Origin of the sequence: Candidatus Micropelagos thuwalensis, assembly GCF_000469155.1 — a bacterium.
GTDB lineage: Bacteria > Pseudomonadota > Alphaproteobacteria > RS24 > RS24 > Micropelagius > Micropelagius thuwalensis.
Genome location: NZ_AWXE01000004.1, coordinates 513,949 through 538,741 on the forward strand (window position 1 = coordinate 513,949; position 24,793 = coordinate 538,741).

26 protein-coding genes are annotated in these 24,793 nt (G+C 46.1%); 9 read left to right on the forward strand and 17 right to left on the reverse strand.

Annotation, left to right across the window (positions count from 1 at the left end; all coding sequences use genetic code 11):
• Positions 1-79: 79 nt before the first annotated feature.
• Positions 80-694, reverse strand: a complete 615-nt coding sequence (locus RS24_RS07080; protein ID WP_021777518.1) for a LysR substrate-binding domain-containing protein — start codon at positions 692-694, stop codon at positions 80-82.
• An 11-nt stretch (positions 695-705) separates the two neighbouring features.
• A complete protein-coding gene (locus tag RS24_RS07085; protein WP_021777519.1) occupies positions 706-1,014 on the reverse strand; it encodes a helix-turn-helix domain-containing protein in 309 nt (102 codons plus the stop codon).
• 143 nt (positions 1,015-1,157) lie between these two features.
• Between RS24_RS07085 and RS24_RS07090 the strand changes: the two genes are divergently transcribed.
• The 4 genes from RS24_RS07090 to RS24_RS07105 are packed head-to-tail and all read left to right on the forward strand — an operon-like array spanning position 1,158 to position 5,389.
• Positions 1,158-2,477, forward strand: coding sequence for a spinster family MFS transporter (locus RS24_RS07090; protein ID WP_051295609.1), 1,320 nt, complete (start codon positions 1,158-1,160; stop codon positions 2,475-2,477).
• Positions 2,477-3,400 carry an SDR family oxidoreductase gene (locus RS24_RS07095; RefSeq protein WP_021777521.1) on the forward strand — a complete coding sequence of 308 codons (924 nt, stop codon included), beginning with the start codon at positions 2,477-2,479 and terminating at the stop codon, positions 3,398-3,400. The genes RS24_RS07090 and RS24_RS07095 overlap by 1 nt, the downstream gene beginning before the upstream one ends.
• Positions 3,393-4,931 carry an AMP-binding protein gene (locus tag RS24_RS07100; RefSeq protein WP_021777522.1) on the forward strand — a complete coding sequence of 513 codons (1,539 nt, stop codon included), beginning with the start codon at positions 3,393-3,395 and terminating at the stop codon, positions 4,929-4,931. Before RS24_RS07095 ends, RS24_RS07100 begins: the two co-directional genes overlap by 8 nt.
• Positions 4,932-4,945: 14 nt before the next feature.
• On the forward strand, positions 4,946-5,389 hold the full coding sequence (locus RS24_RS07105) for a nuclear transport factor 2 family protein (RefSeq protein WP_021777523.1): 444 nt from the start codon (positions 4,946-4,948) through the stop codon (positions 5,387-5,389).
• Between the two features lie 11 nt (positions 5,390-5,400).
• On the opposite strand, the gene RS24_RS07110 is transcribed toward RS24_RS07105, so the two are convergent.
• Genes RS24_RS07110 through RS24_RS07125 form a run of 4 tightly spaced genes read right to left on the reverse strand, consistent with a single transcriptional unit; the run spans position 5,401 to position 9,386 of the window.
• Positions 5,401-6,600: an aromatic ring-hydroxylating oxygenase subunit alpha gene (locus RS24_RS07110; RefSeq protein ID WP_021777524.1), complete on the reverse strand. Its 1,200-nt coding sequence runs from the start codon at positions 6,598-6,600 to the stop codon at positions 5,401-5,403.
• A 3-nt stretch (positions 6,601-6,603) separates the two neighbouring features.
• A complete protein-coding gene (locus RS24_RS07115; RefSeq protein ID WP_038300795.1) occupies positions 6,604-7,437 on the reverse strand; it encodes an FAS1-like dehydratase domain-containing protein in 834 nt (277 codons plus the stop codon).
• An 8-nt stretch (positions 7,438-7,445) separates the two neighbouring features.
• Positions 7,446-8,192: an SDR family NAD(P)-dependent oxidoreductase gene (locus RS24_RS07120; RefSeq protein WP_021777526.1), complete on the reverse strand. Its 747-nt coding sequence runs from the start codon at positions 8,190-8,192 to the stop codon at positions 7,446-7,448.
• A 21-nt stretch (positions 8,193-8,213) separates the two neighbouring features.
• Entirely contained in the window at positions 8,214-9,386 is a 1,173-nt protein-coding gene (locus tag RS24_RS07125; protein WP_021777527.1) for an aromatic ring-hydroxylating oxygenase subunit alpha, read from the reverse strand.
• A 134-nt stretch (positions 9,387-9,520) separates the two neighbouring features.
• Here RS24_RS07125 and RS24_RS07130 point away from each other — a divergent pair, with 134 nt between their 5' ends.
• Positions 9,521-11,170, forward strand: coding sequence for an AMP-binding protein (locus RS24_RS07130; protein ID WP_021777528.1), 1,650 nt, complete (start codon positions 9,521-9,523; stop codon positions 11,168-11,170).
• On the opposite strand, the gene RS24_RS07135 is transcribed toward RS24_RS07130, so the two are convergent.
• Positions 11,167-11,955 carry an SDR family oxidoreductase gene (locus tag RS24_RS07135; protein ID WP_021777529.1) on the reverse strand — a complete coding sequence of 263 codons (789 nt, stop codon included), beginning with the start codon at positions 11,953-11,955 and terminating at the stop codon, positions 11,167-11,169. The genes RS24_RS07130 and RS24_RS07135 overlap by 4 nt on opposite strands.
• 145 nt (positions 11,956-12,100) lie before the next feature.
• On the opposite strand from RS24_RS07135, the gene RS24_RS07140 reads away from it, so the two are divergent.
• The gene (locus RS24_RS07140) at positions 12,101-12,859 is read left to right on the forward strand and encodes an SDR family NAD(P)-dependent oxidoreductase (protein WP_021777530.1); all 759 of its coding nucleotides are present in this window, start codon (positions 12,101-12,103) and stop codon (positions 12,857-12,859) included.
• Positions 12,860-12,866: 7 nt separating this feature from the next.
• Here the strand turns inward: RS24_RS07140 and RS24_RS07145 are convergent, their stop codons facing one another.
• Together RS24_RS07145 and RS24_RS07150 are read right to left on the reverse strand one after the other, a co-directional pair.
• Positions 12,867-13,592, reverse strand: coding sequence for an SDR family NAD(P)-dependent oxidoreductase (locus RS24_RS07145; RefSeq protein ID WP_021777531.1), 726 nt, complete (start codon positions 13,590-13,592; stop codon positions 12,867-12,869).
• A gap of 45 nt (positions 13,593-13,637) precedes the next feature.
• Positions 13,638-14,651 carry an NADP-dependent oxidoreductase gene (locus RS24_RS07150; RefSeq protein ID WP_021777532.1) on the reverse strand — a complete coding sequence of 338 codons (1,014 nt, stop codon included), beginning with the start codon at positions 14,649-14,651 and terminating at the stop codon, positions 13,638-13,640.
• Between the two features lie 142 nt (positions 14,652-14,793).
• On the opposite strand from RS24_RS07150, the gene RS24_RS07155 reads away from it, so the two are divergent.
• Together RS24_RS07155 and RS24_RS07160 are read left to right on the forward strand one after the other, a co-directional pair.
• Positions 14,794-15,786 (forward strand): NADP-dependent oxidoreductase, encoded by a 993-nt coding sequence (locus tag RS24_RS07155; RefSeq protein ID WP_021777533.1) that lies wholly within the window; start codon positions 14,794-14,796, stop codon positions 15,784-15,786.
• A 30-nt stretch (positions 15,787-15,816) separates the two neighbouring features.
• A complete protein-coding gene (locus RS24_RS07160) occupies positions 15,817-16,581 on the forward strand; it encodes an SDR family NAD(P)-dependent oxidoreductase (RefSeq protein WP_021777534.1) in 765 nt (254 codons plus the stop codon).
• 29 nt (positions 16,582-16,610) lie between these two features.
• Here RS24_RS07160 and RS24_RS07165 read toward each other — a convergent pair whose 3' ends face one another.
• Together RS24_RS07165 and RS24_RS07170 are read right to left on the reverse strand one after the other, a co-directional pair.
• Positions 16,611-17,618 carry an NADP-dependent oxidoreductase gene (locus tag RS24_RS07165; protein WP_021777535.1) on the reverse strand — a complete coding sequence of 336 codons (1,008 nt, stop codon included), beginning with the start codon at positions 17,616-17,618 and terminating at the stop codon, positions 16,611-16,613.
• Between the two features lie 36 nt (positions 17,619-17,654).
• Positions 17,655-17,963 (reverse strand): putative quinol monooxygenase, encoded by a 309-nt coding sequence (locus RS24_RS07170; protein ID WP_021777536.1) that lies wholly within the window; start codon positions 17,961-17,963, stop codon positions 17,655-17,657.
• A 152-nt stretch (positions 17,964-18,115) separates the two neighbouring features.
• Here RS24_RS07170 and RS24_RS07175 point away from each other — a divergent pair, with 152 nt between their 5' ends.
• Complete coding sequence (locus RS24_RS07175) at positions 18,116-18,514, forward strand: nuclear transport factor 2-like protein (RefSeq protein ID WP_021777537.1); 399 nt, start codon at positions 18,116-18,118, stop codon at positions 18,512-18,514.
• On the opposite strand, the gene RS24_RS07180 is transcribed toward RS24_RS07175, so the two are convergent.
• Genes RS24_RS07180 through RS24_RS07205 form a run of 6 tightly spaced genes read right to left on the reverse strand, consistent with a single transcriptional unit; the run spans position 18,511 to position 24,779 of the window.
• Positions 18,511-19,947, reverse strand: coding sequence for a 2-oxo acid dehydrogenase subunit E2 (locus RS24_RS07180; protein WP_021777538.1), 1,437 nt, complete (start codon positions 19,945-19,947; stop codon positions 18,511-18,513). The two genes, RS24_RS07175 and RS24_RS07180, sit on opposite strands and share 4 nt — an antisense overlap.
• Before the next feature lie 12 nt (positions 19,948-19,959).
• Positions 19,960-20,970, reverse strand: coding sequence for an alpha-ketoacid dehydrogenase subunit beta (locus tag RS24_RS07185; RefSeq protein ID WP_021777539.1), 1,011 nt, complete (start codon positions 20,968-20,970; stop codon positions 19,960-19,962).
• A gap of 14 nt (positions 20,971-20,984) precedes the next feature.
• Positions 20,985-21,956, reverse strand: a complete 972-nt coding sequence (locus RS24_RS07190) for a thiamine pyrophosphate-dependent dehydrogenase E1 component subunit alpha (protein WP_021777540.1) — start codon at positions 21,954-21,956, stop codon at positions 20,985-20,987.
• 50 nt (positions 21,957-22,006) lie between these two features.
• The gene (locus RS24_RS07195; RefSeq protein WP_021777541.1) at positions 22,007-23,215 is read right to left on the reverse strand and encodes an acyl-CoA dehydrogenase family protein; all 1,209 of its coding nucleotides are present in this window, start codon (positions 23,213-23,215) and stop codon (positions 22,007-22,009) included.
• 5 nt (positions 23,216-23,220) lie between these two features.
• Positions 23,221-24,366 carry a thiolase family protein gene (locus RS24_RS07200; protein ID WP_021777542.1) on the reverse strand — a complete coding sequence of 382 codons (1,146 nt, stop codon included), beginning with the start codon at positions 24,364-24,366 and terminating at the stop codon, positions 23,221-23,223.
• Positions 24,363-24,779, reverse strand: a complete 417-nt coding sequence (locus RS24_RS07205) for a Zn-ribbon domain-containing OB-fold protein (protein ID WP_021777543.1) — start codon at positions 24,777-24,779, stop codon at positions 24,363-24,365. Before RS24_RS07205 ends, RS24_RS07200 begins: the two co-directional genes overlap by 4 nt.
• Between the last annotated feature and the right edge of the window lie 14 nt (positions 24,780-24,793).

Here is a 24,793-nt window from a genome sequence, read left to right on the forward strand (position 1 = left end):
AACTTTGATGCACAAGCAACTGAAAAATGCCTTCCTTATAAGTAACCTATCGCTTATAAGGAAAACTTATATAGTATATTTAATTATTACTTTGAAAGCCAACAAAAGCGTCTCTTTCCAAAGCAAGGCTTTCAACCATCTCCAATTCAATGGGCGACAGTATTGCATTAGACCTGGTGACTAGCTTTATTTTTAAAGTTAAATCAAAATCATCTATTTCTAATACTTTTAACAGACCTTGGTTAACTTCATTACTAAAAAATTTTTCAGGTGACATAATCAAGTAGTCTGTCTCAGAAACTATGGGTACTGCAAGCTTTACACTTTCTAAATTCCCTGCAGGAAAGTTTTTTTCAAGCTTATCGATTTGCTGCTGAGTTTCCAGTCTGTCAAAGATATATTTTTTAGAACTAACAGTATGATATGTAATAACTGGATATTCAATTAGGTTAACACATTTAATGTTATCAAGCGTTGTTAGCGGATGATCAACGCGGGCATAAAAGTTTACCTTCAAATTGATAAAATCTTCTTGAGTAATTTCTTCGTCAACTGCATCAAGATGATTAGCAGTTATAAAAAAATTAATCTCTTGTCGGAGCAGCTTTTCCCTGAGTTCATACCAATATCCGCTGATAAAATTGGGATAGACTTCTTGATTTTTACTGCAAAAACTTTTTAAAGCGCCAGGCAAAATACTCTCAGCTACAATATTTCCAACACCAAAAACAACACTGCCTGTATTTTTTTTGTTATACTTTTGAGCCGGAACAAAACATCGTCGACATTTTTAACTATATTGCCACCCTCGTTAGATAAGAAATCACTATAAATATTAGAACGAACCATGCCGTTCGTATCACGATAGAAAAGATTCAGATCAAGCTTTTCCTCAAGTTTTGAAATAGCCATGCTTAAAGCTGGCTGTGAAATTCCAGCGTGTTTTGCGGCTTGACTAAAATTTTTATGTTTATTTAAAAGCGTTACGTATTTTAGCTCTTTAAGAGTAATCATAATATAAATCTATTTATTGGCTCTGGGCCTATCAAGTATAAAAACTAAAATCCAAAATCACAAAATTTATTCCAAATGAGACTTGCAAGTTACAATATTTTGTTGGAGTTTTGATTTCCTTTTTGATTATGAAAGTACCTTACATGTCATATGAAGCTGAAAATCAATCAAGCAATAGATTTTATACATGGTCGTTATTAGCACTCTTTACTCTGACTTACACATTTTCATTTGTTGATAGGCAGGTCATAAACCTCCTTGTTGAGCCTATTAAAAATGATATGGACCTCTCAGATGTTCAAATTAGCTATCTTCAGGGTTTGATTTTTGTAATCCCATATGTGCTTTTGAGCATACCAATTGGCAGACTGGTAGATGTATTTTCGAGAATTTATGTAATCATCGGAGGTATACTAGTCTGGAGCTTTGCGACTATTGCTGCTGGTCTCTCAGGAAATTATACGCAACTTGCATTGGCAAGAGGTTTTGTTGGCGCTGGAGAGGCTGCGCTTACTCCGGCAGTTTGGTCGATGTTCCCTGACATCTTTAATAAAAATCAATTAGCATTGGCGATGAGTATTTTTTCAATGGCACCTTATCTTGGAGCTGGAATTGCATTAATAGCGGGCGCGCAAGTTATTGAAATTTCTCAATCCTCACCACCTCTTGAAATACCTGTATTCGGCATCCTACAACCTTGGCAAGTAACGCTCATAATCTGTGGAGCCCCGGGAATAATATTTGCTTTAATTTACGCGTGTATTAAAGAACCAAAAAGAACTGCCTCAGCAACCGAGACAGATGATGCAATGCCATTATCAGAAGCTTTAAGTTTCATGAAGAAAAACTGGAAGGTCTATTTAGCTTTCTTAGGTGGTTCGCCGTTTATGATTATTCTGCTTTACAGTATTCAAGCATGGTCCCCAACTCTGTTAATTCGTATTCACGAGTGGGATATTTCAGATGCGGGCCGAATTTATGGCCTTGTGGCTTTAGTAACCGGCAGTCTTGGCGTTTTGTCCTCACCCTTAGTTGCAAGAATAATGAAGCATTTTAATCTGAAGGGTTATCCTTTATTGATGCTCATGATGAGTACCACTCTTACTGCAATGTTTTTATTTATTGCCGGACAACAGAGTGATGGAATGAACTGCTTAATATTCTTAGCGCTTGCAAGTTTTTTTGTTACCATACCACTCCCGCAGTTAGCAGTTACACTTCAAACCATATCCCCTAATAAAATGCGAGGAATGGTTGCTGGTATCTTTGTTGTAACTGGCAATGTCATGGGCATGGGTTTAGGCCCAACATTCGTTGCGTTCTTTACAGAGAATATTTTTCAGGATCCAATGAGTGTCGGCTTATCAATGGGGTTGCTTGGTCTTTTCTCGGCGCCAATTGCATTGATTATCTATATTAATGGCTATAAAGACCTTATCGCCATCACCGCAAAAGAAAGCTAATGAAATTATGTGTCATCGGCGGAACTGGCCAGCAAGGCTATCAACAAGTTCTCGCCGCTCTGGAGCAAGGCTATGAGGTGGCAGCCATTGGCCAGTCACGTACATTAAGCCGTGAGGCAAAATTAAAAAACGAAAATCTTAGCTGGAAAAAAGCTGACCTCGCCAACAACAAATCGGACATCATTCTCGCTTTGCAGGCAGTGGATTATGTTTTAATCAATATGCCCTCATCCTCCTTTAACGATGAGAACAAACTGCTCAGCATGTTTGATAACCTCCTCACTGCTTGCGATATAGCAGCACCTAAAAAAATCATCTTTAACACCAGCATGTATGTTGCAGAAGGGGATATAGAATTTCAGGCACCCCGCGTTCGACGGGAAATGATTAATCGGCTGCAGCAATCACAGCACTCTAATGTGACGGTCAAGCCAGTCATCTATATGGATAACCTGCTCGCCGCATGGACACGACCTGGCATTACAGAACGGAATGTTTTTCGTTATCCGCATCACGAAAAACTTGAGGTCTCATGGATTTGCCTTCGTGATGTCGCTCATATAATGCTGGCTCTAACAGATAATAATGAATTTGACGGTCAAGAAATTACTATTGGAGGCCCTGAAGCTCTCAAAGGGCACGATATTGCGCGACATCTTTCAAAATCGCTAAGTCTTAACATTGAGTTTCAATCCATGCCTATTCCAGAATTTGGAAAAATTATGGCTGGTTTATTCGCTGATAAGAACTCTTTTGATGCAAAGAAAATATCCGATGAATTGGTGAAAGTATACACTTGGTATAACTCATCTCCACTTGAACCTTTCAAGGTAGACATGCAACCACTAATTGATAAATTGGATATTGAGTTAACTTATTTTTCAGAGTGGATACAAAAAGTAGACTGGGAAACAGATGATTAATATCGGGAATATCGTTACCAAACAGGCAAATTTAAAAGCCAATAAACTGGCGGTTTACGACCAACCTAATGACAAAAGAGTTTCCTTCTCTGAACTCAATAATATGGTCAATAAAATTGCCAATACCTTCCTCGCATCAGCTGTTGGTAAAGGGGACAGGGTCTCCATTCTATCACAAAACTGCGTTGAATATTTTGCACTTTTTTTTGCTTGCGCCAAAACCGGCGCCATTCTGCAAACGCTCAACTGGCGGTTAGCGGATCAGGAAATTTCAAAAATCATGTCTAATGGTGACCCGAAAGTCTTTATCTATCAGGGACAGTTTTCTGACACCGCTGAGTATCTCAAAAGCACAGAAAATAATGTGACGCATTGGCTGGGATTTGGTCCGGAGTCAGACAATTCGTTCTATACAACAATCGAACCAGCCAGCACTCATGAACCAAAGCCTGACTGGACCGTCGGTGGCGAAGACCCACTTTTTATTCTTTATACTGGTGGCACAACAGGCGAGTCGAAAGGCGCGCTTCATTCGCATCTCTCTGCCTATTTCGGCATGCTAAACCAGACTGTTGCCGAAGGCATTGGCCCTAATAGCGTTTACATGCTCACCGGTCAGATGTTCCATATTCCCGTTTTGCTTGCTGTAAATTACACCGCGCATGGATGCCCAGTCGTGTTAATGAATTTCGATGCCGAACTTGCGTTGCGCCTGATTGAGACTGAGCGTGTTTCCGGCTTTCTTGGCATTACAACAATGCTGAACTGGATGATGGCGGTTGAAGGCTTCGAGAAATACGATTTGTCGAGCCTACAATGTGTGCAATATGGCGGCGGCCCCATGCCGTCACGTGTCATCAAGGAAGTGGTTGAGAAACTGCCTTGTCGCATCATTCAGGGTTATGGTCAAACGGAAGGGACGACAATGACCTTCCTCTCTCATGAAGATCACATTAAGGCAGTTGTGAATGGTGAAAATTCAGAACGCTTGCTGTCTTGTGGACGCGAAGGGTTTGTAACAACAGTGCGTGTGGTTGACGAACTAGGAAATGATGTACCGCTAGACGGGGAAACACCCGGAGAGATTATCGTTAGATCGCCAGCAAATATGCTTGGATATTATCAACGCGATGACCTAACCGCCAATACAATCAAAGATGGCTGGATGTGGACCGGCGATATTGCGACCATGGATGGTGAGCATTATGTATTTATAAAAGACCGGGCTAAAGATATGATTATCTCAGGCGGTGAAAATATTTATTCTGTTCAGGTCGAGGAGGCAATTTGTAAACATCCCGCAGTTCTCGAAACAGCTGTGATCGGTATACCCGATGATGAGTGGGGCGAGTCAGTTAAAGCTTATGTTGTGTTGAAACCAGATACAAAAGCTACCGAGCAGGAAATAATTGATGAGGCTAAAAAGAACTTGGCCTCATACCAGAAACCTAAATTTGTGGAGTTTATAGATGAACTCCCTAAAGCGCCTACTGGGAAAATTTTAAAACGTATTCTGCGTGAGCAGAATTAATTTGGGAGGATAAAATGACGACACCTAGAGAATTGGTTAACAGTTTTTACGAGTCAATCATTAAGGGGGACATGGAATTATACCAATCCATTATTCATGATGATTATGAAGTATCAGTTCCAGCGAACAGAGGAGTCCTCAGCGGCACTTATGGACGTGAGAAAGTTTTAAATGAAGTCTTCCCAACTGTTGTCGGCAAACTTAACCTTGAAGATTTCACCTTCTGTAAAAATTTTAAAATCATGTGTGAAGACGAGAACTGGATTGTCGTGATCTGCGAAGCTGAAGGCACATCTATCAGTGGTGAGCGTTATGACCAAACCTACGCACATTTGTTTAGTTTTCAGGATGAAAAAATCAGGCGGCTTATCGAGTTTCAGGATACAGCTTTGGCAGATCGTGCTTTATGGGGAAATGATACACCATTCGTTGAGCCTGATAAGCCCTTTACATACTAATAACAGATATATCAATACAGAGTAGGTTCGTCTGGACGTAAACCCAAATACCAATCCACATATTCATGGAAATATTGGTTGCCCCTTTCATTTTGGCCAAAAATGATGGTGTCATGCGCTCCAGACTCCAAGCCAGTTTGTATGTGATTACCTATCCAATAATCTTCATCACGCACAACCTTGTAGAGAAATTCCATCATCCCTTCCAGCGCGTGTTGTGACTCAGCGTCTGGTGGGGGCTGACGCGTAAAGTAATTTAAAATAGTAATATTTTGATCTGGTGTTGGGCCCGGGAAAAGCTGGGCCAGTTGGGTGATCTTATTGGCTACAAAAACTGATACATTTGGAAAAAGTATACGGATAAAATCATAACCCTTATGTTCCATATCCCCCCATTTTTCAGGCGAAACAGGGTTTAAATGCTTACTAATATTTACTTGCGGGAACCCAATCCGCAGATGAGGGCCAAATGCCTGGTAATGCGCGATATTTGAAGGCGTACGCGGGGCAACTGTTTTGGGGTGCAAAGCCGCAAAATGATAGGCCTCCATATAACCATCAAAGGCAATTTTCCAATTCGCACCAGTGAGAACACGGCTACCGAGAAAATGCCAGCCAGCAAATCCAAGTTCCTCAAAATCATCTAGAAAACCTTTAAAAAAATCATCAAGATTAAATGCCTGTCCGGGCGTAAGGCAGACAAATATCAGCCCATTCTTTTCTTCACAAGAAAGCTCTGTTAGCCCCTTAGCAGATTTGTCTATATCCCCAAAAGTGTGAGCATCAGCCACACCGATCAGCTTGCCATCAAGGTCATAAGTCCATCCGTGATATTTACAACTCATGCGCCGCACATGCCCGCACCCCTCTGCAACAATCGGAGCACCGCGATGTGCGCATACATTCAAGAAGGCGCGCACTATATTATCCTTACCGCGCACCATTAGCACCGGCTTGCCGAGCATATCCGCAGCCTTATAGGCACCAATCTCTTTCAGTTCCGCAGTCGTGGCAAGACATAGTGGGAGCTTCTCAAAAATTTCTGACATTTCATTTTCCCACCTATCGGCATCCGTAAATATTGACGTCGGCAGGGTAATGATTTTATCCGTCTGAAACGTTTTACCATTCTCAACATAATCAAGCATGGCCTTCGCAGACTCGGCATAGGATTTTCTCGTTTTAATTTTGACGTTATCCATATCAGACATTTATTAATAAGCCTCTAACACCTGAGCTGTATAAAGCTCTTCTCCGTGATCGTTATAAACCGCCAAGCGGTCCCCGTCATCATCTCTGACACCTTGAACATGGAGTGTCTGGTTGACCGTAGCTGAGCCATTACACCGTAAATTAATATGTTTGAGTGTTTTACCAGGATTATTCTGTTGCCAGCAATTAAGAACGATGCTGGTTTGAATAGGCCCATGAACGACTTGATCCGGATAGGCTTCAACTTGTTGGGCATGTTGCGGATCAAAATGAATCCGGTGTGCGTTAAAGGTAATCGCAGAAAATCTGAACAGCTGATGCGGAGAAAAACTGACGCTCTGTGCGTAATCACATGGCGGACGCGACGCTAAGGATTTCTCTGAAACATCTGCCGACTCTGACCGCTCAGGTAAATATATAAGCGTAAGCGCCTCACTCAAACAATGCACCCCATCAACATAATAATCATTCACCAAATCAACTAATGTCATCTCCCCCAAGGAGCCTGATTTATTTTTCTGATCGATGATTTTGGTAGTCCTGCTGACCTTGTCACCAATACGCAGTGGATTGATAAATTTTAGGCTCCCACCGCCCCAAACCCGTCGAGGTAAGTCAATAAATGGCAGTGCCTCATCTTCATAAGCCAAGCCATCCGGGCGAAGCTGGTCGTTCCTTATAAGATCAAGACAAAGCATGAGATAACTATTTAATGGGGACGGTGCGCCAGTCTCGAGCCCATTTTCGGGAACGGCCCAGTCCATAGTTGTATACATGCGCGCGACCATGCTGGCCGTTAAAACATCATCTGTTTTTACAGATAAACTTTGAGACACGACAGGCGCTAGACTTTCGCTAAGAAACCACCGTCAATGGTAATACCTTGACCGGTTATAAATGACGCTTCTTCAGATGCTAAAAACAGCGCTCCATTTGCAATATCTTCAGGCATGCCCATGCGAGGAAGAACTGAAAAACTTTCAAACAACTCTTTCGTCTCCGGGTCATCCATAAGCGGACGCGTCATACCCGTCAGAATCGCGCCGGGGCTAATATAATTTGCTGTAATTTCGTCTGGGCCGAGTTCAACAGCCATAGTTTTTGTCAGACCCGCAATGGCGTGTTTAGAGGCCGCGTAAGCAGAGAGTCCTGGAGCCACGACATAAGCATTAATAGATGCAATATTGATGATTCTACCGCCGCCCCGCTTTCGCATTTCAGGAATAACACGTCGACAAAGTCGGAACACCGCATTGAGATTCACATCTAGAGTGCGTTCCCAATTATCATCCCGCATAATTTCAGTGTTCTCATATTCTACAACACCCGCGCAATTGACAAGGATATCTGCGGCGCCAAAAGCCGAAAGCGTCTCGCCGATAATTTTTTCATCCGCATCATCATCGGTAACATCAATATCCAACAGCTTGATGGAGTTCGTCCCGCTACCATGGGCTTCTTTCAACTTCTCGGCATTCAAATCGACACCAAGAACTTGCGCACCTTCGGCAGCGAAGAGTTTTACAATCGCCTCACCCATTCCGTCTGCTGCACCCGAAACTATTGCAACTTTATCTTTCAGTCTTTCCATACTCTATATCCTGCCAGTTATTTAAATTTTAGGCATTGGTTTTGAAGAGTCATTCGCCATATACCATGCCAGACATTCATGAAAAAACTGATTTCCTCTTTCGTTTTTACCTAGAACAATCTCGCTATGCGCGCCGGATTGAAGACCTTTTTGAATGAGATCGCCAATCATATAATCCTCTTCTTCCACCACCTGACGAAGCCAGTCCATCATACCCTCAAGGCCTTCACGGTCCGCATCATCTTTGGGCGGCTCATTTCTGAAAAACATCAGCACCGTTCGGTTCTGGTCAACGGTCGGCCCGGGAAAGAGTTGTGCAACCTGCGTAATTTCAGGCGCTAGAAATATCGACACATTCGGGAACAGGATACGTACAAAGTCATACCCATTATTTTCCATCTCGCCCCATTTTTCTTTCGGCGCTGCGCCGAGCTTTTCTTTAATTCCCGTTTGTGCAAAACCAATGCGCATATGCGGTCCAAAATTCTCATAATGTGTCAAATTGGAATAGGTGCGTGGGTGTATACTTTCTGGATGAAGTGAGGAGAAATGATACCCCTCCAAATAACCGTCAAAAGCAATCTTCCAATTCGCACCGGTAATGACTCTTTGTCCGATATAGGCCCAGTCCTTAAAATTATAATATTCAAGATCATCCAGCATGCCATCTAAGAACCCGTCAAGATTCATTTCAGCACCCGGCGTTAAAGACACAAAAATGAGCCCAGATTTTTCTTCACAAGGCAGGGCGGTCAAGCCACGTGTTGATTTATCAATATCGCCAAATGTGTGCGCCTCTGCGACACCCATCAATTTACCGTCATTCGTGTAGGTCCAACCATGGTATTTACAGGTAAAGCGGGATTTATGCCCACACCCCTCTTCAGCAACAGGGGCGCCACGATGCGCACAAACATTCAAAAACGCATGCACTTGACCCTCTTTGTCACGTGTAATCAGAATTGGAAGCCCAACAGCTTCCATTGCTTTATAATTCCCCGGTTTGGGCAGTTCAGCACTTGCGGCTAGTGCAAGCGGGAGTTTTTTGAAAACCGCATCCATTTCTTTTTGCCACAAATCTGCATCTGTATAGACACCAGAGGGGACAGTCGTGATTTTGTCCGTCTGAAAAGTTTCCCCGTTTTCAGCGTAATCAAGTAAAGTTTCGGCAATTTGAGCCAGATCTTCGCGCATAGATAACCCTCCCTATTTGCATTATCCAACCATTCTGGATTAATTCATCAAACTGAGACTATTAATAGGTTTTCATAATTTAACCTTAAAGCAAAATATGTATACAGAAATTCAAGGAAGATAGGGTCAAAATAATGGACAATTCCACCCGCTGGCGTGAAGCCAAAGAGCGCGCAAGTCATCTACAAAAATATAAAGGCAGTTCAGTGTGGTGCGATGAAACCATCGGGCAAATGGCAAAACGACTAGCGGAAGAAAACCCCGGCACCTCTGTTTTTCCCAATATTGACGGCGACTGGTCATATAAACGCATTTATGAAGATGCACTTGCTCTTGCCCGTGGCCTTAATAAAGCAGGCGTTAAACCGGATGATGTGATCAGCTTTCAGACACCCAACTGGCCTGAGGCGGCAATCATTAATGTCGCTGCCGCGCTTGGTGGATTCGTTATCAGTCCGATTGTGATTATTTACCGGCATGCGGAAGTCCGCCACATGTTGCAAGACAGCCGTTCTAAAGTGATGTTTATTTGTGAAAGCTTCAATAAATATGACTTCGCGGGCATGATGGAAGATATTCGTTCAGAATGTCCTGATCTGCTCCATGTATCCCATGTGCGCTCCGATAAACCCGGAAATCTGCAGGAGATGATTGAGGCTGGTCGTGACCTCGATACAGTTCTGCAAACCCCAGACCCTGATGATGTTAAATTACTGCTGTATACCTCAGGCACAACAGGCCGACCAAAAGCGGTTTTACACAGCCATAATACTCTAGCACGGGCTTCATTTTGTGCACGCGATCACTGGGGCATGAAACCCGGTGCACATATTTTAATGCCATCCCCCGTTTCACATGTTAGCGGCTATGCCAATGGGCTGGAGCTCCCTTTTCTATGTGACACACGAACTGTGCTCATGGAAAGCTGGAACGCTGAAAAAGCAGTCGAGCTCATCGAAACTTTTGGTGTTGCCGGCACAGTTGCCGCCACGCCTTTCCTGCAAGAATTATCCCGTCTCTCGGAGGAAAAGGGTACCAATTTGCCCAGTCTGAAATATTTTGCCTGTGGCGGGGCAGCGGTGCCGTCAGAGATTGTTTATTCTGCCAATCGTCAATTCGCTGAAACTTGCTGTTTTAGGGTGTTTGGCAGTTCCGAAGCCCCGCTGGTGACACTCGGCTATCAGGGTGAAGCCAATGCAGATCTTGCCGCAACAACCGATGGCGAAGCAGTGGATTATGAAATTCGGATTGTTGACGATAATGGGAACGCTATCGCGCCTAACGCAGATGGGGAAGTAACGGATGGCGAGATTGAAGTCAGAGGTCCAGCTATGATGATTGGCTACGCTGATGCTGGTGATACGGCAGGTGCAATCACACCGGATGGGTTTTTTAAAACCGGCGATATCGGCTTTATTAATAGTAAAGGCGCACTCTGTATTTCAGGGCGTAAGAAAGATCTCATTATTCGCGGCGGAGAGAATATCAGCGCCAAAGAAATTGAGGATGTATTACATCTCAGTGCCGCCGTGCAGGAAGCTGCCGTCGTATCTATGCCTCACGAGAGACTAGGTGAAGGTGTTTGCGCCTTTGTGATTTTGACAGACACTGCACCAGATGATTCCGATGACGTTATAGAAAAATTGCTGGAACAGATGGCCGAGTCCGGCCTTGCCAAACAAAAGCGTCCTGAGAAATTCATCTTTGTTGATGACTTCCCAAGGACAGCTTCCGGCAAAATCAGAAAAGATATGCTCAGAGAAAAGGCTAAAGCGAATGATTAGGACTGCATATGTTTGGCGACGCTCTCTTGAATGTCCTTGCTCGTCGGGTTACCTCGCAAACATAGACCGCCATTAACCTGAAGGTTTTCACCGGTCATGTAACATTCATCACTCGACAGCCAGACAGCCGCGGCGGCAATATCTTCAGACGTATTAATACGCCCCAGCGGATACCCTTTATCAAAGGCTTCAAAAATACCCGGGGTTTCCTTGGCAGCCGCCGTCATGGGCGTGTCAGTGAGACCCGGTGAGATAGAATTGGCTCTTATGCCTTTTTCCCCAAATTCATGCGCGATACATCTGATCACATGATCGGTGCCGGCTTTCGTCCCCATATAGGCCGCATGGTCATTGAGCATAATTTTTGCCGTTGCAGAGCTAATCTGGATAAGCGACCCACCTTTACCCATTACTTCTAGCATGGCCTGATAGAAGAAAAACGGCCCGATATATTGCAGTTTTGTCATTTTTTCGAGATCTTCTTCAGTATTTTCGAGGAAGGGTTTCAACAATCCCCAGCCGGTAGAATTAATGGCAATATCAACCTTACCCATTTTCTCAACAGCGCTTGCAGCGAGGGCAAAAACTTGCTCACGGTTGGTAATATCACACAGCGCGTAATGCCCGCCAATCTCGACTGAAATATCTTGAAGAATGTCTTCATTTCTACCAGCCACTAAAACCTTGGCACCTTCAGCAACAAAGCGGCGCGCCATGACCTGACCCATATTATCCTTGCTGGCAGCGCCAAGTATAACGGCGCATTTTCCATCTAGTCTGCCCATAATCCCCTCCTGAAAAACTTCATCTTTCATTTATATCATATCAATAGCATGGCGGTGTCGGCTGGCTATCAACAACTAGCGTGATTACTAGGTATAAAATTCATAGCAAGAGGTTAGCCTGTCCCAAACAAATACGGGGGTTAACATGGATCTTGGTCTTAAAGGAATGAAAGTTATTCTTACTGGCGGCAGCCGCGGTATCGGGCGTGCCGCGCTGGAAATTTTTGCAGCTGAGGGCTGTGATATCGGGTTCTTTTCCCGAAATGCAGAGCAAGTTGCCGAGACAGTCGAAAGCCTTTCAAAGCATGGTGGCAAAGTTATTGGCGAAACCTTTGACATGGATAATTTCGACGACTATCCGGCTTGGCTGACGAAGACCGCTGATGCATTAGGCGGATGTGATATTTTCATTCCCAATGTCAGCGCATCAGGCGCGGGGGCTACCGACGACTGGGACAAATGTGTGCAATATGACCTCAAAGGTACTGCCATTGGCGCAGGGGCACTCGAACCATATCTGGAAAAATCCGATAATGGCTCTATTGTGGTGATGTCTAGCACTGCAGGCGCAGAAACATTCCTCGTGCCACAACCTTATAATGCCATTAAGGGTGCTTTGATGACTTACACAAAACAGCTGTCACAGCATTTGGGGCCGAAGCATATTCGCGTAAATGCAGTCTCTCCTGGACCAATTAAATTCCCCGGCGGTAATTGGGAAACGATTGAAACAGCTATGCCGGAGCTTTATGACGCAACCGTCGGGCAAATGGCGCTTGGTCGCTTCGGTAGCCCCGAAGATGTTGCAAAAGCTGTCGTGTTTCTCGCCAGTCCGGCCTCATCCTATACAACCGGAACAAATATTGTCGTGGATGGCGGTTACACTAAAAGAGTACAATTCTAGTCTGTATTCAGGGTTGCACCATTGCACCACCATCGACATAGATGCCGTGACCACTCATAAAGCGCGCATCATCGCTCACCAAAAAGGCAATGACATCGGCTATATCCTGCGGTTGGCCGAGTCTGCCGAGTGGCGCTTTTTCAGACCAGAAGGTTTTATATTCCGGCATATCGTTAAACGCCGGTGCGGTCATCGGGGTTTCAATCGCGCCAGGCTGAACACAATTTACGGTAATGCCATACCCCCCCAATTCAGTTGCCAGCGCACGACTTAATCCGAGCAGGCCGTGTTTCGATGCGGTATATGCCGTGAGCCCAGGGCCTGCAAATTCAGACATGACCGACCCGATGGTGACAACCCGTCCGGCTTGAGACTCCTTCAATAATGACGTGGCATCGCGCACCAGTCGGAACACAGCTGTCAAATTCACAGCAAGATTATTGTCCCAGACCTCATCACTGGTTTCTTCAAGCGACAAAAACTTACTTATGCCAGCACAGGTAACAAGAATATCCAATTTCCCATATTTGTGCCGAACTGCATCAAGAATTTCTGTGTTTGCACCGTCGGCTGTGACATCAAGCAGAAGGTCAGCATCGCCTTTCCGGTCAACCCGCAAAACCTTCGCGCCGTCTGCTGCTAACCGCGCCGCCGTTTGCGCGCCAATGCCCGATGCACCACCGGTCACGACAGCAATGCGTCCATTCAACCTATCTGAAGTCTGTGCGCTCAAAAATCTGCTCCTGCTGTATTTGGTCTTGCGCCTTAGTCAGGCCTGCTAGTCGGGGCTAACGTCCAAAATAAGCTTGCCCGTATTTTGACCACTGAATAATTTCATGAAGACCTCATATGAATTTTCAATGCCGCTTTCTATATGCTCATCAAACTTCACCTTACCGTCTGCAATCCAGCTTGCGACTTCCGCACCACCTTCCGCAAATCGCGGGGCATAGTCCCTGATAAGAAACCCTTTAACGGTTGTCTGTTTGACAATGGTCTGCCACAAATTACGCGCACCTTTTGGTTCAGTATTATATTCACTGATAAGCCCACATAAAATAACACGCGAATATTCGTTCAGATTCATCAATCCAGCATCGAGAATATCACCCCCGACATTTTCAAAAATAATATCCACGCCATCCGGGGCGGCTTCGCCAATCTCTTTTGTTAGTGTATCGACATCCTTGCCGCGGTAATCCACCGCCGCGTCAAAACCATAATCCTCAATGAGGCGACGGCATTTTTCAGCCCCGCCCGCAATGCCTACAGCGCGGCAGCCTTTAATTTTTGCAATCTGCCCGACCATGGAGCCAACAGCGCCCGCCGCGCCAGACACCAGAACTGTTTCACCCTCTTTGGGTTGCCCTGCATCCTGCAAACCGAAATAAGCTGTCAGACCAACCGCACCCAGGGCAGAAAGAAAAATGCTGGGCGAGGGAACAATATCGACATCAATCGGCGACGTAAAACCGCCAGGGAGAACCAACGAATATTCCTCTACTTTGTTAAGCCCAAGCACCCATTGCCCTTCGGTAAATTCCGGATTCTTTGACTTATAAACCCTGCCTACAGTTGTGGCGCGGACGGCATCATCCAATTCAACCGGTGGCATGTATGACGGGGCATCATCTAGCCAGCCCCGCATTGCGGGGTCTATGGAAATAAAATGATTGCGGACAACAAACGCCCCTTCCTCAGGCTCGGGAATAGGGGTTTCCAGCAACTCAAAATCATCCAGTTTTGGTTCCCCAATAGGGCGTTTTTTGAGAATAAATCTTCGGTTCGTCATCTCTGTGTCTCCTCGTATCAGTCGCCATAATCGCATAGACCACCCTTGTCGCAACTAACAATTAACAGAGTATGCCATTCCAAATTGGCAGTTATGCTATGGTTATGAAAATAAAGAAAACGACGTTACAGGTATTTCAATTATGACACGGTGTTGGCAAATAACGGCCCATCCAAGGGGTCGACCTCTGGAGAATAGCGACTTCGAATTAGTTGAAATAGGCCAACCCCAGCCCGGCGCAGGTGAGGCTTTGCTTAAAACGCTCTGGCTTGGTTTTGATCCCGCCCAAAAGGGTTGGATGGAGAATGTCGCGGATTACGTCGCACCCATGCAAATCGGCGATATTATGCGCGGCACAGGTATTGGCGAGGTTATTGAAAGCAATAATCCCGATATGCCGGTTGGCAGCCTATGGTCAGGTATGACCGGTTGGACGGAACATTTTGTTACTGACGGGAAGGGATTCGATGCTGTCGAGAGCGAGTTGGAGCCAACCGCCAGTCTTTCTGTTTTGGGTCTAACAGGCATGACCGCTTGGTGTGGCCTGTTCAAGATTGGCAAGCCTATCGCAGGAGATACAATTGTAGTTTCCGGCGCCGCAGGCGCAACCGGTTCGATTGTTGGACAACTAGCAAAATTAATGCAGTGCCGTGTGATAGGCATTGCCGGTGGCGCAGAAAAATGTGCTTGGCTTCAGGAAGAAGCAGGTTTCGACGCAGCCATTGATTATAAAAACGAAAATGTCAAAGAGCGCTTGCGCGAACTTGCACCGAAAGGCGCGAATATTGTCTACGACAATGTGGGCGGAAAGATTTTAGACGATATGCTGGCAAATATTGCCACCCATGCGCGCATCGTTGTGTGTGGCGGGATTAGCCGTTATGAGACGGGCGACATGCCCGCCGGACCACAGAATTATTTTAATTTAATCTTCCGACGTGCCACCATGGCGGGGTTTATTGTTCTTGACTATATAAGCGAGTTTCCGACTATCCGGAAACGCATGGTGCAACTGATTAAAGACGGTAAATTAACATGGCAGGAAGATTGCCAATCTGGGTTTGAAGCAGCACCAGAAACACTTAACCGCCTTTATAAGGGATTAAATAAAGGGAAACAGATTTTAAAAATCTGATTTAAATTTTTGGGATAAAGGGAGATGATGATGAACCAACTTGAAAATAAAGTAGCCTTGATTACCGGTGGCGCATCCCGCCCTGGATTGGGGAGTGCCATAGCAGACAAATTTGCAGCAGAAGGTGCTTTTGTGTTTCTGACAGATATTGATGAAAGTGGATGTGACGCCTCGCTTGATGTGATTAAGAATAATGGCGGGCAAGGCGCAGCGCTTAAACACAACGTTACAGACGAAAAAGACTGGGACAATGTTTTCGCAGCCATCAAGGAACAAAAAGGCCAACTCGATATTCTGGTTAATAATGCCGGCATCTCACAACTTGGCACGATTGATTCAGCGACTTCAGAAGAATATTTGCGTGTCATGGACACCAATATGCACAGCGTATTCTACGGCACCAAAAGAGCTGTCGCGATGATGCGTGAAACCGGTAATGGCGGGAATATTATCAATATTTCTTCAATCTCAGGCATAGTCGGCATCCCTGGCAATGTGGCTTATAGTGCCGCCAAAGCTGGGGTAAGGCTTATGACAAAAACTGTTGCCATGGAAACCGCAAAAGAAAATATACGTGTGAACTCCATTCACCCCGGACTGATTGACACAAATTTGCTTGCCGGCGCAAAACAGGAAAATGCTGAAAACTGGGATATGTTTGTCCAAGCTATTCCAATGGGTCGATTGGGCGAGCCGGAAGATGTCGCAAATTGCGCATTGTTTCTTGCGAGTGATCAGGGAAAATATATTACCGGCGCAGAGCTTATCGTGGATGGTGGCGTTACAGCAATGTAAGCCTTTATGGGCGTGACTATGGTTAAGCTTTAAAAAAGTTTAACCAGTGTCTTGCCGATATTACCGCCGGTGAACAGCTTCGTATAAGCAGCCAGCATATTATCCAATCCATCCGTCACATCGAATGGCATGTTTAGCTTGCCGGCAAGATATTGTTCCTTCAGCGCCTCGGTCAGCCGTGGGCCTTGATCTGCAAAATCCGGGGAGAAGAAGCCTTTGACCGTCAATCGCTTCATCAAAATCTGATCAAATCTGGCAGGGTGTGTCGGCTGACCAGAATATTCAGCGATCAAGCCGCTAATCGCAATCCGTCCATAATTCGCCATATTCGGGAAAACCGCATCCAGTTGTGGCCCACCGACATTATCGAAATAAACATCAATACCGCCTTCAATCTGGGCAAGACGCTCCTCCACATTTTCAGATTTATAGTCAATGGCAGTAATGCCGAATTCTTTTTCCAGAAAAGCACATTTATTTGCACCGCCTGCCGTGCCGTAAACATGACACCCAAGATTTTTGGCAATCTGGCATGCCACCATGCCAGCAGCCCCGCCGGCAGCAGATACAAGCACATTTTCACCCGCTTTGGCTTCGCCGGTTTCCATAATGCCCCACATGCCAGTCCAGCCCGTAAAGCCAAGGACACCCAAATGCTGACGAATATCATCGATGGATTTATCCAGTTTCATAAGCCCAGAAAGTTCCGCCGTTACCACAGAATAATCAGCCCATTGTCCAAAGCCACGCACTAAATCGCCTTCCACAAAGTTTGGATCAGACGAAGCAATCACTTCCCCAACGCCCAGCCCCACCATAGGTATGTTCAAATCAAGCGGCGGCTGGTAGCCGTCTTCACGCCCGGTAATCCACATACGCGTTCCGGCATCGAGAGAAAGATATTGGTTTTTGACAATAACTTGCCCATCCACAGGGGCGACGAGTGGTGTTTCCTCCAGCGTAAAGGCCTCATCATAGGCATTGCCTTCAGGTCGCTTGATGAATTTCCAGAAGCGATTGGTGAGATTTTCAACCACGGCTTATCTCCAGTTTAAAGTTCCAGATATTGAGTTTTACTCAGACCCGGGGAGCGGACGTTCGCCGGAAATATCAAAAACTTTCACAGTCGTATCCTGCATATGTGGAAAGAATTTTTCGAAAAATGCCATAATCCATGGTTGCCCGAAATGCACGAGCAATGCGTCATCATCACGCCATTTCTCTAAGACATTCACCAGCCCTTTATCCGCATCCTCTACCAGCAAGGAGTAATGCAAACATCCATCTTCGGCGCGCACCTTATCTACCATAGCGGCAACCTCGGCTTTAAAATCATCAATGATTTCAGGATTCATTGTCATCGTTCCAGCTACAAAAATCATATCAGTCCCCTCAAATGCCATGACCTGTTGTTTTCGCAATTTCGTAAATTCATAAAAGACCCTGACCAGACTGCATACCACTAGCTTTTTGGGGAGTATTTATCTGCATGCTAATTTTCCATGCTAAATGAAACAAATGTGAGGGAGAGAAAATGTCCGACAAGCCTGATTTAGTCAATTTGGTAAACATCTTTTTTCAATATGCCCGCGAAGGAAACTTCGTCGAACTTGAAGCCATGATGACAGATGATATCGAAATTATCGAGTCCGAAAGCCTTCCGTTTGCAGGAAGATATACAGGCAAAAAAGCCCTGCAAAACCTCTACACTAAAATCATGCCCATGCTTCGGATTTCTGAAGTGCGTCAATTCAATCTAATGCTTGGCGAAAGCTCGGTTTGCTGCGAGGTAGAACTTATTCCCGAAGGCTCAGACGAAGTCATTGAACTCATGGAAATGTATGTCTTCCGAGGCGATAAGCTGTGCATGATTAAACCATTCTACTATAATCATGACCAGGTTCATGCCGTAGCTAAGGCCAACGCCTCCTAGAAAAACAGTTCTGGCTCTTCAATCATTGACTTGAGTGTCGCCATGAATTTCGCACCAGCAGCACCATCAATCGCGCGGTGATCGCATGACATCGCGACCGAAAGCTTGCTGCGGAATTCGCCTGAGCCATCTTCCATTTCCGTCATCACACGGCTAATACCACCAATCGCCAATATTGACCCTTGCGGTGGGTTGATAATCGCATCGAACTGGTCAACACCCATCATACCGAGATTGGAGATAGTAAGTGTACCTCCCTCCAAATCTGCGAGGCCGAGTTTGCCACTATTTGCTTTCTTAATAAGCTGGGTTGTTGCCCGCGAAATATCGCTAATATCCATGAGATCAACATTTTTGACAACGGGTGTGATGAGACCAGACTTCGCCGCAATCGCAACCCCCACATTAGCATGTGGATAATAGTGAATTTTATCATCATGCACCTGAACATTGACATCGCGATGCTCCACCAGCGCCCGTCCGACAGCCTTGATCAGATAATCGTTTAAGGATGCTTTGGTATTGAGCACCTTGTTACCGATGCGACGGAATTCCAATAGATTCTCAACATCAAAATCACTGCGAATATAAAAATGTGGAATGGTTGATTTGGCCTCAGTCAAACGCTTGGCGATAACCTTACGAATTTTATCCATCTCAACAATTTGCGGTTTGTTGTCAGTATTTTGCGCAAGCGATGCTTGTGGTCTCGCGCTCGCATCCGGCAACAATGCAAAGACATCTTCTTTTCGAATACGACCCCGCGCACCCGTTCCAGCAACACCTTTTAGGTCAATGCCATTCATAGCGGCAAGCCGTTTCGCAAGCGGTGAAGCAAAAATTGACTCGTCATCAACAGGCATAGGCAAGGCCCCGCCCAGATCAACCTTCGCCTCAGGCCGTGAAGCTTGATGCACATCCTGATAGGTGATGCGACCATTACGACCTGACCCGCTTATCTGGGTAGCGTCTACTTGCAATTCTATTGCCAGCTCTCGCGCTTTCGGACTGATGTTCAGATTATCGAAACTCGTATCGCTAATAGCGGGCGGGGCAGGTTCAGGCGCTTGAGGTGAAGCCGTTTCAGCTGGCGCATAGGCCTTTGTGTCAGAATTACGCCCGACAGCCGTACCAGTATCAGCTGCTTCAAAACTTTGAGCGAAAGTTTCAATCTCATCATCCGGCACATCTGTATCCCCAAAAACGCCAAGTAAAGCGCCAACAGGTTCAGTCTGACCGGAGGGTGTTACGATTTTGCGAAGAACGCCATCAAATTCAGCCTCTACCTCATTTGAAATTTTGTCGGTTTCAATTAGAGCAATAATTTCACCCTTTTTGAAAGACTGGCCTTCCTTCACAACCCATTCCGAGATTGTGCCTTCTTGCATCTCGATACCCCATTTGGGCATGGTGAATGCTTTGATATTTTTCATCGTTGCCTCGCGCTATTTCCAGGCTAAAGTTCGTTGAACGGCATCTGCAATTTTATCCGGAGATGGCAGATAGGCCTTTTCAAGCTCACGTGCAAAAGGCACGGGTGTATGAGGAGACGTAACCATTTCGGGCGGCGCCTTCAAGCTCGCATAAGCCTTGTTGGTGACCAGTGACACAATATCAGTTGCCAAACCACAACGTGGTGGCGACTCGTCAACAACGACCAACCGACCGGTATTTTCTACCGAGTCGAGAATGGCCTCTTCGTCCAACGGGCTGGTGGTACGTAAATCAATAACATCGCATCCAATGCCCTGCTCGGAGAGAGTTTTGGCTGCTTTGGTTGCAAATTTAACCATAAGACCTGCGGCAACAATCGTAACATCCTCACCAGCATGGGCTAAACGCGCATGACCGAAAGGAATTGTATAATCACCTTCAGGCACTTCCCCTTTTTCAGCATAAAGGGCTTTATGTTCCAAAAAAATAACCGGGTCCTGGTCGCGAATGGCCGTGGACAACAGACCCTTGGCATCGGCAGGTGTTGACGGCATAACGACTTTCAGCCCCGGCATGGATGTCAAAATGCCATGTGGTGCCTGACTGTGTTGAGCGGCGGCGTTCAACCCTGCACCGTAAATCATACGGACAACAGCAGGACATTCGGTCTTTCCGCCAAACATGTAACGGAATTTTGCCATCTGGTTCCAAATCTGATCCATACAAACGCCAAGGAAGTCCGCGAACATAATTTCTGCGACAGGACGTTTCCCGGTAAGACCGAGTCCGCCTGCAGCACCAATAATCGCACTTTCGGAAATTGGCGTGTCGATGACGCGATCTCCACCAAACTTGTCATAAAGACCAGTAGAGGTTCCCCAAATACCGCCGATTGCCTCTGGGCCACCATCCGTGCCCATACCACCTACAATGTCCTCGCCAAGAACAACGACATTTTCATCCCGCTCCATTTCGGAAAACAGGGTTTGTAAAATTGCTTCACGCAACATTAATTCAGCCATCTTCTTGTCCCTTCTTAGATATAGTCAATATAGACATCGGTTAGAACATCCTCAGCCGTAGGCGGCGCAGCAGCCCGGGACTCTTCAACTGACTTATCAATCAGATCGGAGACTTCTTTATCGATGGCATCTAAATCTTTCTTGCTCACAAGCTTTTTCTTCGCCGCATGCTCTCTAAAGATTGTGATGCAATCGCGTTCTTTTCTGATGCGTGCAATCTCGCCTTCGCCGCGATAGTTTTGCGGATCGCCTTCAAAGTGACCGAAAAATCTTTCCGTATCAAATTCAACAGCTGCAGGCCCCTTGCCAGCGCGGACATGGTCTACAACTTCGCCCATAGTTTCATAAACTTTGAAAAAGTCACACCCATCAACCCGCCAGGCTTTCATGCCAAAACTTTCAGCTCGGCCTGCAATATCCTCACTACCGACAGCGTATGACACCCCAGTATGTTCGGAATAATGATTATTTTCAAAAGCAAAAATTGCCGGGGCGTTGGTTACAACTGCCAAATTCATGGCCTCAAAGGTTGTGCCTTGGTTACAGGCTCCGTCACCCGAAAAAGCCACAGCCAGGCGACCATCGCCATATAACTTGGCAGCAAGCGCCGCGCCGACAACAATTGGGGGGCCGCCACCAACTATGCCATTCGCGCCCAGCATACCTTTTTCAATATCGGCGATATGCATGGAGCCGCCCTTACCTTTACAGATTCCATTAGCACGTCCGTAAATCTCTAACATCATGCCCTTAACGTCACAGCCTTTAGCGATGCAGTGACCATGACCTCTATGGGTGGAAGCAATCGTGTCATTATAATCGAGATGTTCGCAAACCCCGACAGCAACCGCTTCTTGACCTGCATAAAGATGAGTAAATCCTGCAATCTCACCTGTCATAATCTCATCATGCAAGCGCTCTTCAAACATGCGGATGGTTTTCATCTGCCGGTATGCCTGCTTTAGCGCATCTTCACTGATTTGCATTGTTCCCTCCGTTTTTAAACGTACTGTTTGTCTCTAACATGAAGGCCATACTACAGGCCAAGCACGGTCTTGGATATGATATTCGCCTGAACTTCATTTGTCCCGCCAAAAATAGTCCACGCGCGACTGTTTAAGTAACGCGGTGTCGCAATCTGCGCCCCTTGCGAGAAAATTGGTTGGGGGGCATTACCGCCATAAAGCGGACGTTGCGTTTCAAGTTGCAAAGCTGCATGACCGAAAAGATCAACAGCAAGACTGTCAACTTCCTGGCGAACTTTTGACGCGACAAATTTAATAAGCGAAGTTTGTGGCCCAGGCTCAAGCCCTTCCATGATATTGGCCAGCACCTGCAACTCCGTCACTTCAAGCGCCTGCGCGCGTAAACGAATACCTGCCAGCTTCCGACGCCAAGTGCTGGTTTCGGACACTTTGCAATCATCCTCAAAAATTTCCTGCGAAGCTGCTAGGTCCAATCTTTCCAAATCAGCAAGCAATTCCGGTGCATGACAAGAACCACCGCGTTCGTTTTCAAGCAGAAATTTGGCAATCTCCCAACCCTGGCCTTCTTCACCGACAAGGTTTTCAACAGGCGTGACGGCATCATCAAAAAACACCTGATTGACCTCATGATCACCTGCCAGCGTTATAATCGGTTTTACCGAAATACCCGGCTGGTCAAGATCGAGTAAAATGAAGCTGATACCTTGTTGCGGGCGCTCCGCTTTTTCAGTGCGGAGCAAACAGAAAATTTTATTCGCGTGGTGTCCATGCGTTGTCCAAATCTTACTGCCATTGACGATATAATTGTCACCATCACGAACAGCTGTCGCCTGCAAGCTTGCAAGGTCTGACCCGGAATTTGGCTCCGAAAACCCCTGACACCAATAATCTTCGCCCGATAAAATACGCGGCAATAAGTTTTCTTTTTGTGCATCAGTACCAAATGTGTAAATGCTCGGGCCGAGCAACTGCATGCCCATTACGGGGAGTTTTGGCGCACCAACTAATGAACATTCTTTTTCAAAAATATATTTCTGTAAGGCTGTCCAGCCTGTACCGCCATATTCGACAGGCCAGTCGGGGGCAATCCAGCCTCTTTCATAAAGCTTCTGATGCCAGCCGAGACCAATATCCGGCTCGGCAAACACACCCGGCGATGATGCCGAAGCCGATTGCACATCCGCATCTAGCGCTTCAGCTAGAAAGCTTTTCACTTCATCACGAAATTCAGATTCACTTTCCAGAAATTCAAAATCCATAATTTTTATTTTCTCAAAATTGTTACAGCTGAAACGCCGGGCGCACCATAAACATGACTGTAAGCGACACGCGGATCATTTTGAACCTGCCGCGCCCCAGCCTGTCCTCTAAGTTGAACCACATTTTCATATACCTGACGTAAACCGGAGGCGCCAATAGGCTCGCCACAAGCAATACACCCGCCATCTGTGTTAATGGGTAATTGCCCATTCAGCAATGTTTTGCCTTCTGCGAGCCATTGCTCCTGCTCACCATCGGCGCACAGACCATTCTCAGCCATATGGATAATTTCTGTCCCCGCATCAGTATCTTGAATCTGGGCAAGATCAAAATCCTCTGGGCCAATACCAGCGAGCTCAAAAGCCGCTTGCGAAGCGAGCCGCGTAGCAGAACCATCAATGTCGTTATCGATAGACGGCGCGAAAACTTCAAAACTACCCTGTGGGCGCGTACGCATAATAGCCGCATCAAGCTTGATAAATGGCGCGCCAATTTCACGTGCCTTTTTCTCAGAAGCCAAAATAAGCGCCACGCCACCCTCAGCAGGAGAACAGAACATATATTTGCGTAATGGGTCATTAACCATCGGGCTTTCCATGATTTCTTCAAGTGCAACAGGATTGCGCCGCCAGGCATGCTCGGCATGTTCGGCATTGGCAAATGACTTTTCAGAAACACGACCGAGAGATAGGTCCGAAATATTGAAATCAAACATATAGCGTTTAATTTTCATGGCAAAAAATTGTGTGGTGAGCATATAGCCCTGCGCGCCATACCAGTCTGGCAGACCCCATTCTTCAGGCAACGGGTTGAACGCCCCGCGTGGGTGTTTATCAAAACCAACCGCCAGACCAATATCATATTCACCGGCCTTGATGGTGCTTGCTACTGCATAAAGTGCCGAACCGCCAGTCGCACAGCCATTCTTAACATTAACGAATTGCACGCCGGACAAGCCAAGCTGTTTGACCATGGTATCGGCATTGCCTGATGCGTCAGAACCGCCATAGGCAAACTGCACATCCTCCCAGTTAAGATTGCAATCCGACAACGCCTCGCGCACCGCATAAATGCCCATATCAATCCCGCTACGGCCCTCTGTTCTGCCGAAAGGATGAATGCCCACTCCGATAATACCTACGTCAGTCATGCAGCCACCTTTGCCATCGGCCTGAAGGCATGCATCACACTGCCCGGCGCACCATTAATATCTGGAACAACCGTAAGTTCTACCGGTAGACCAATCTCTACTTCGTCTTCCTCTATGTCCACAAGACGCGCTTCTACTTTTAATTGCCCGGGTAAATCGACATATGCGACAAGATAGGGCGTAAAATCATCAGGGCCAGCATATGGTGGGGTCTTCGGGCGAAACCGCTGAACCGTAAACGACCATATTGTCCCCTCGCGCTTCAATGGCACGGGTTGGAAAAATTCCCTATCTCCACCCATGAGCGGAAACACATATTTACCTGAAGCTTCATTATGACCGCCCTGCAAATAATAGCTTCCATCCTCAGCTACTAAAAGGTGGGGGGGGTCGCCTGTTATGTCTTGATCCATTGTCTTTAAGAATA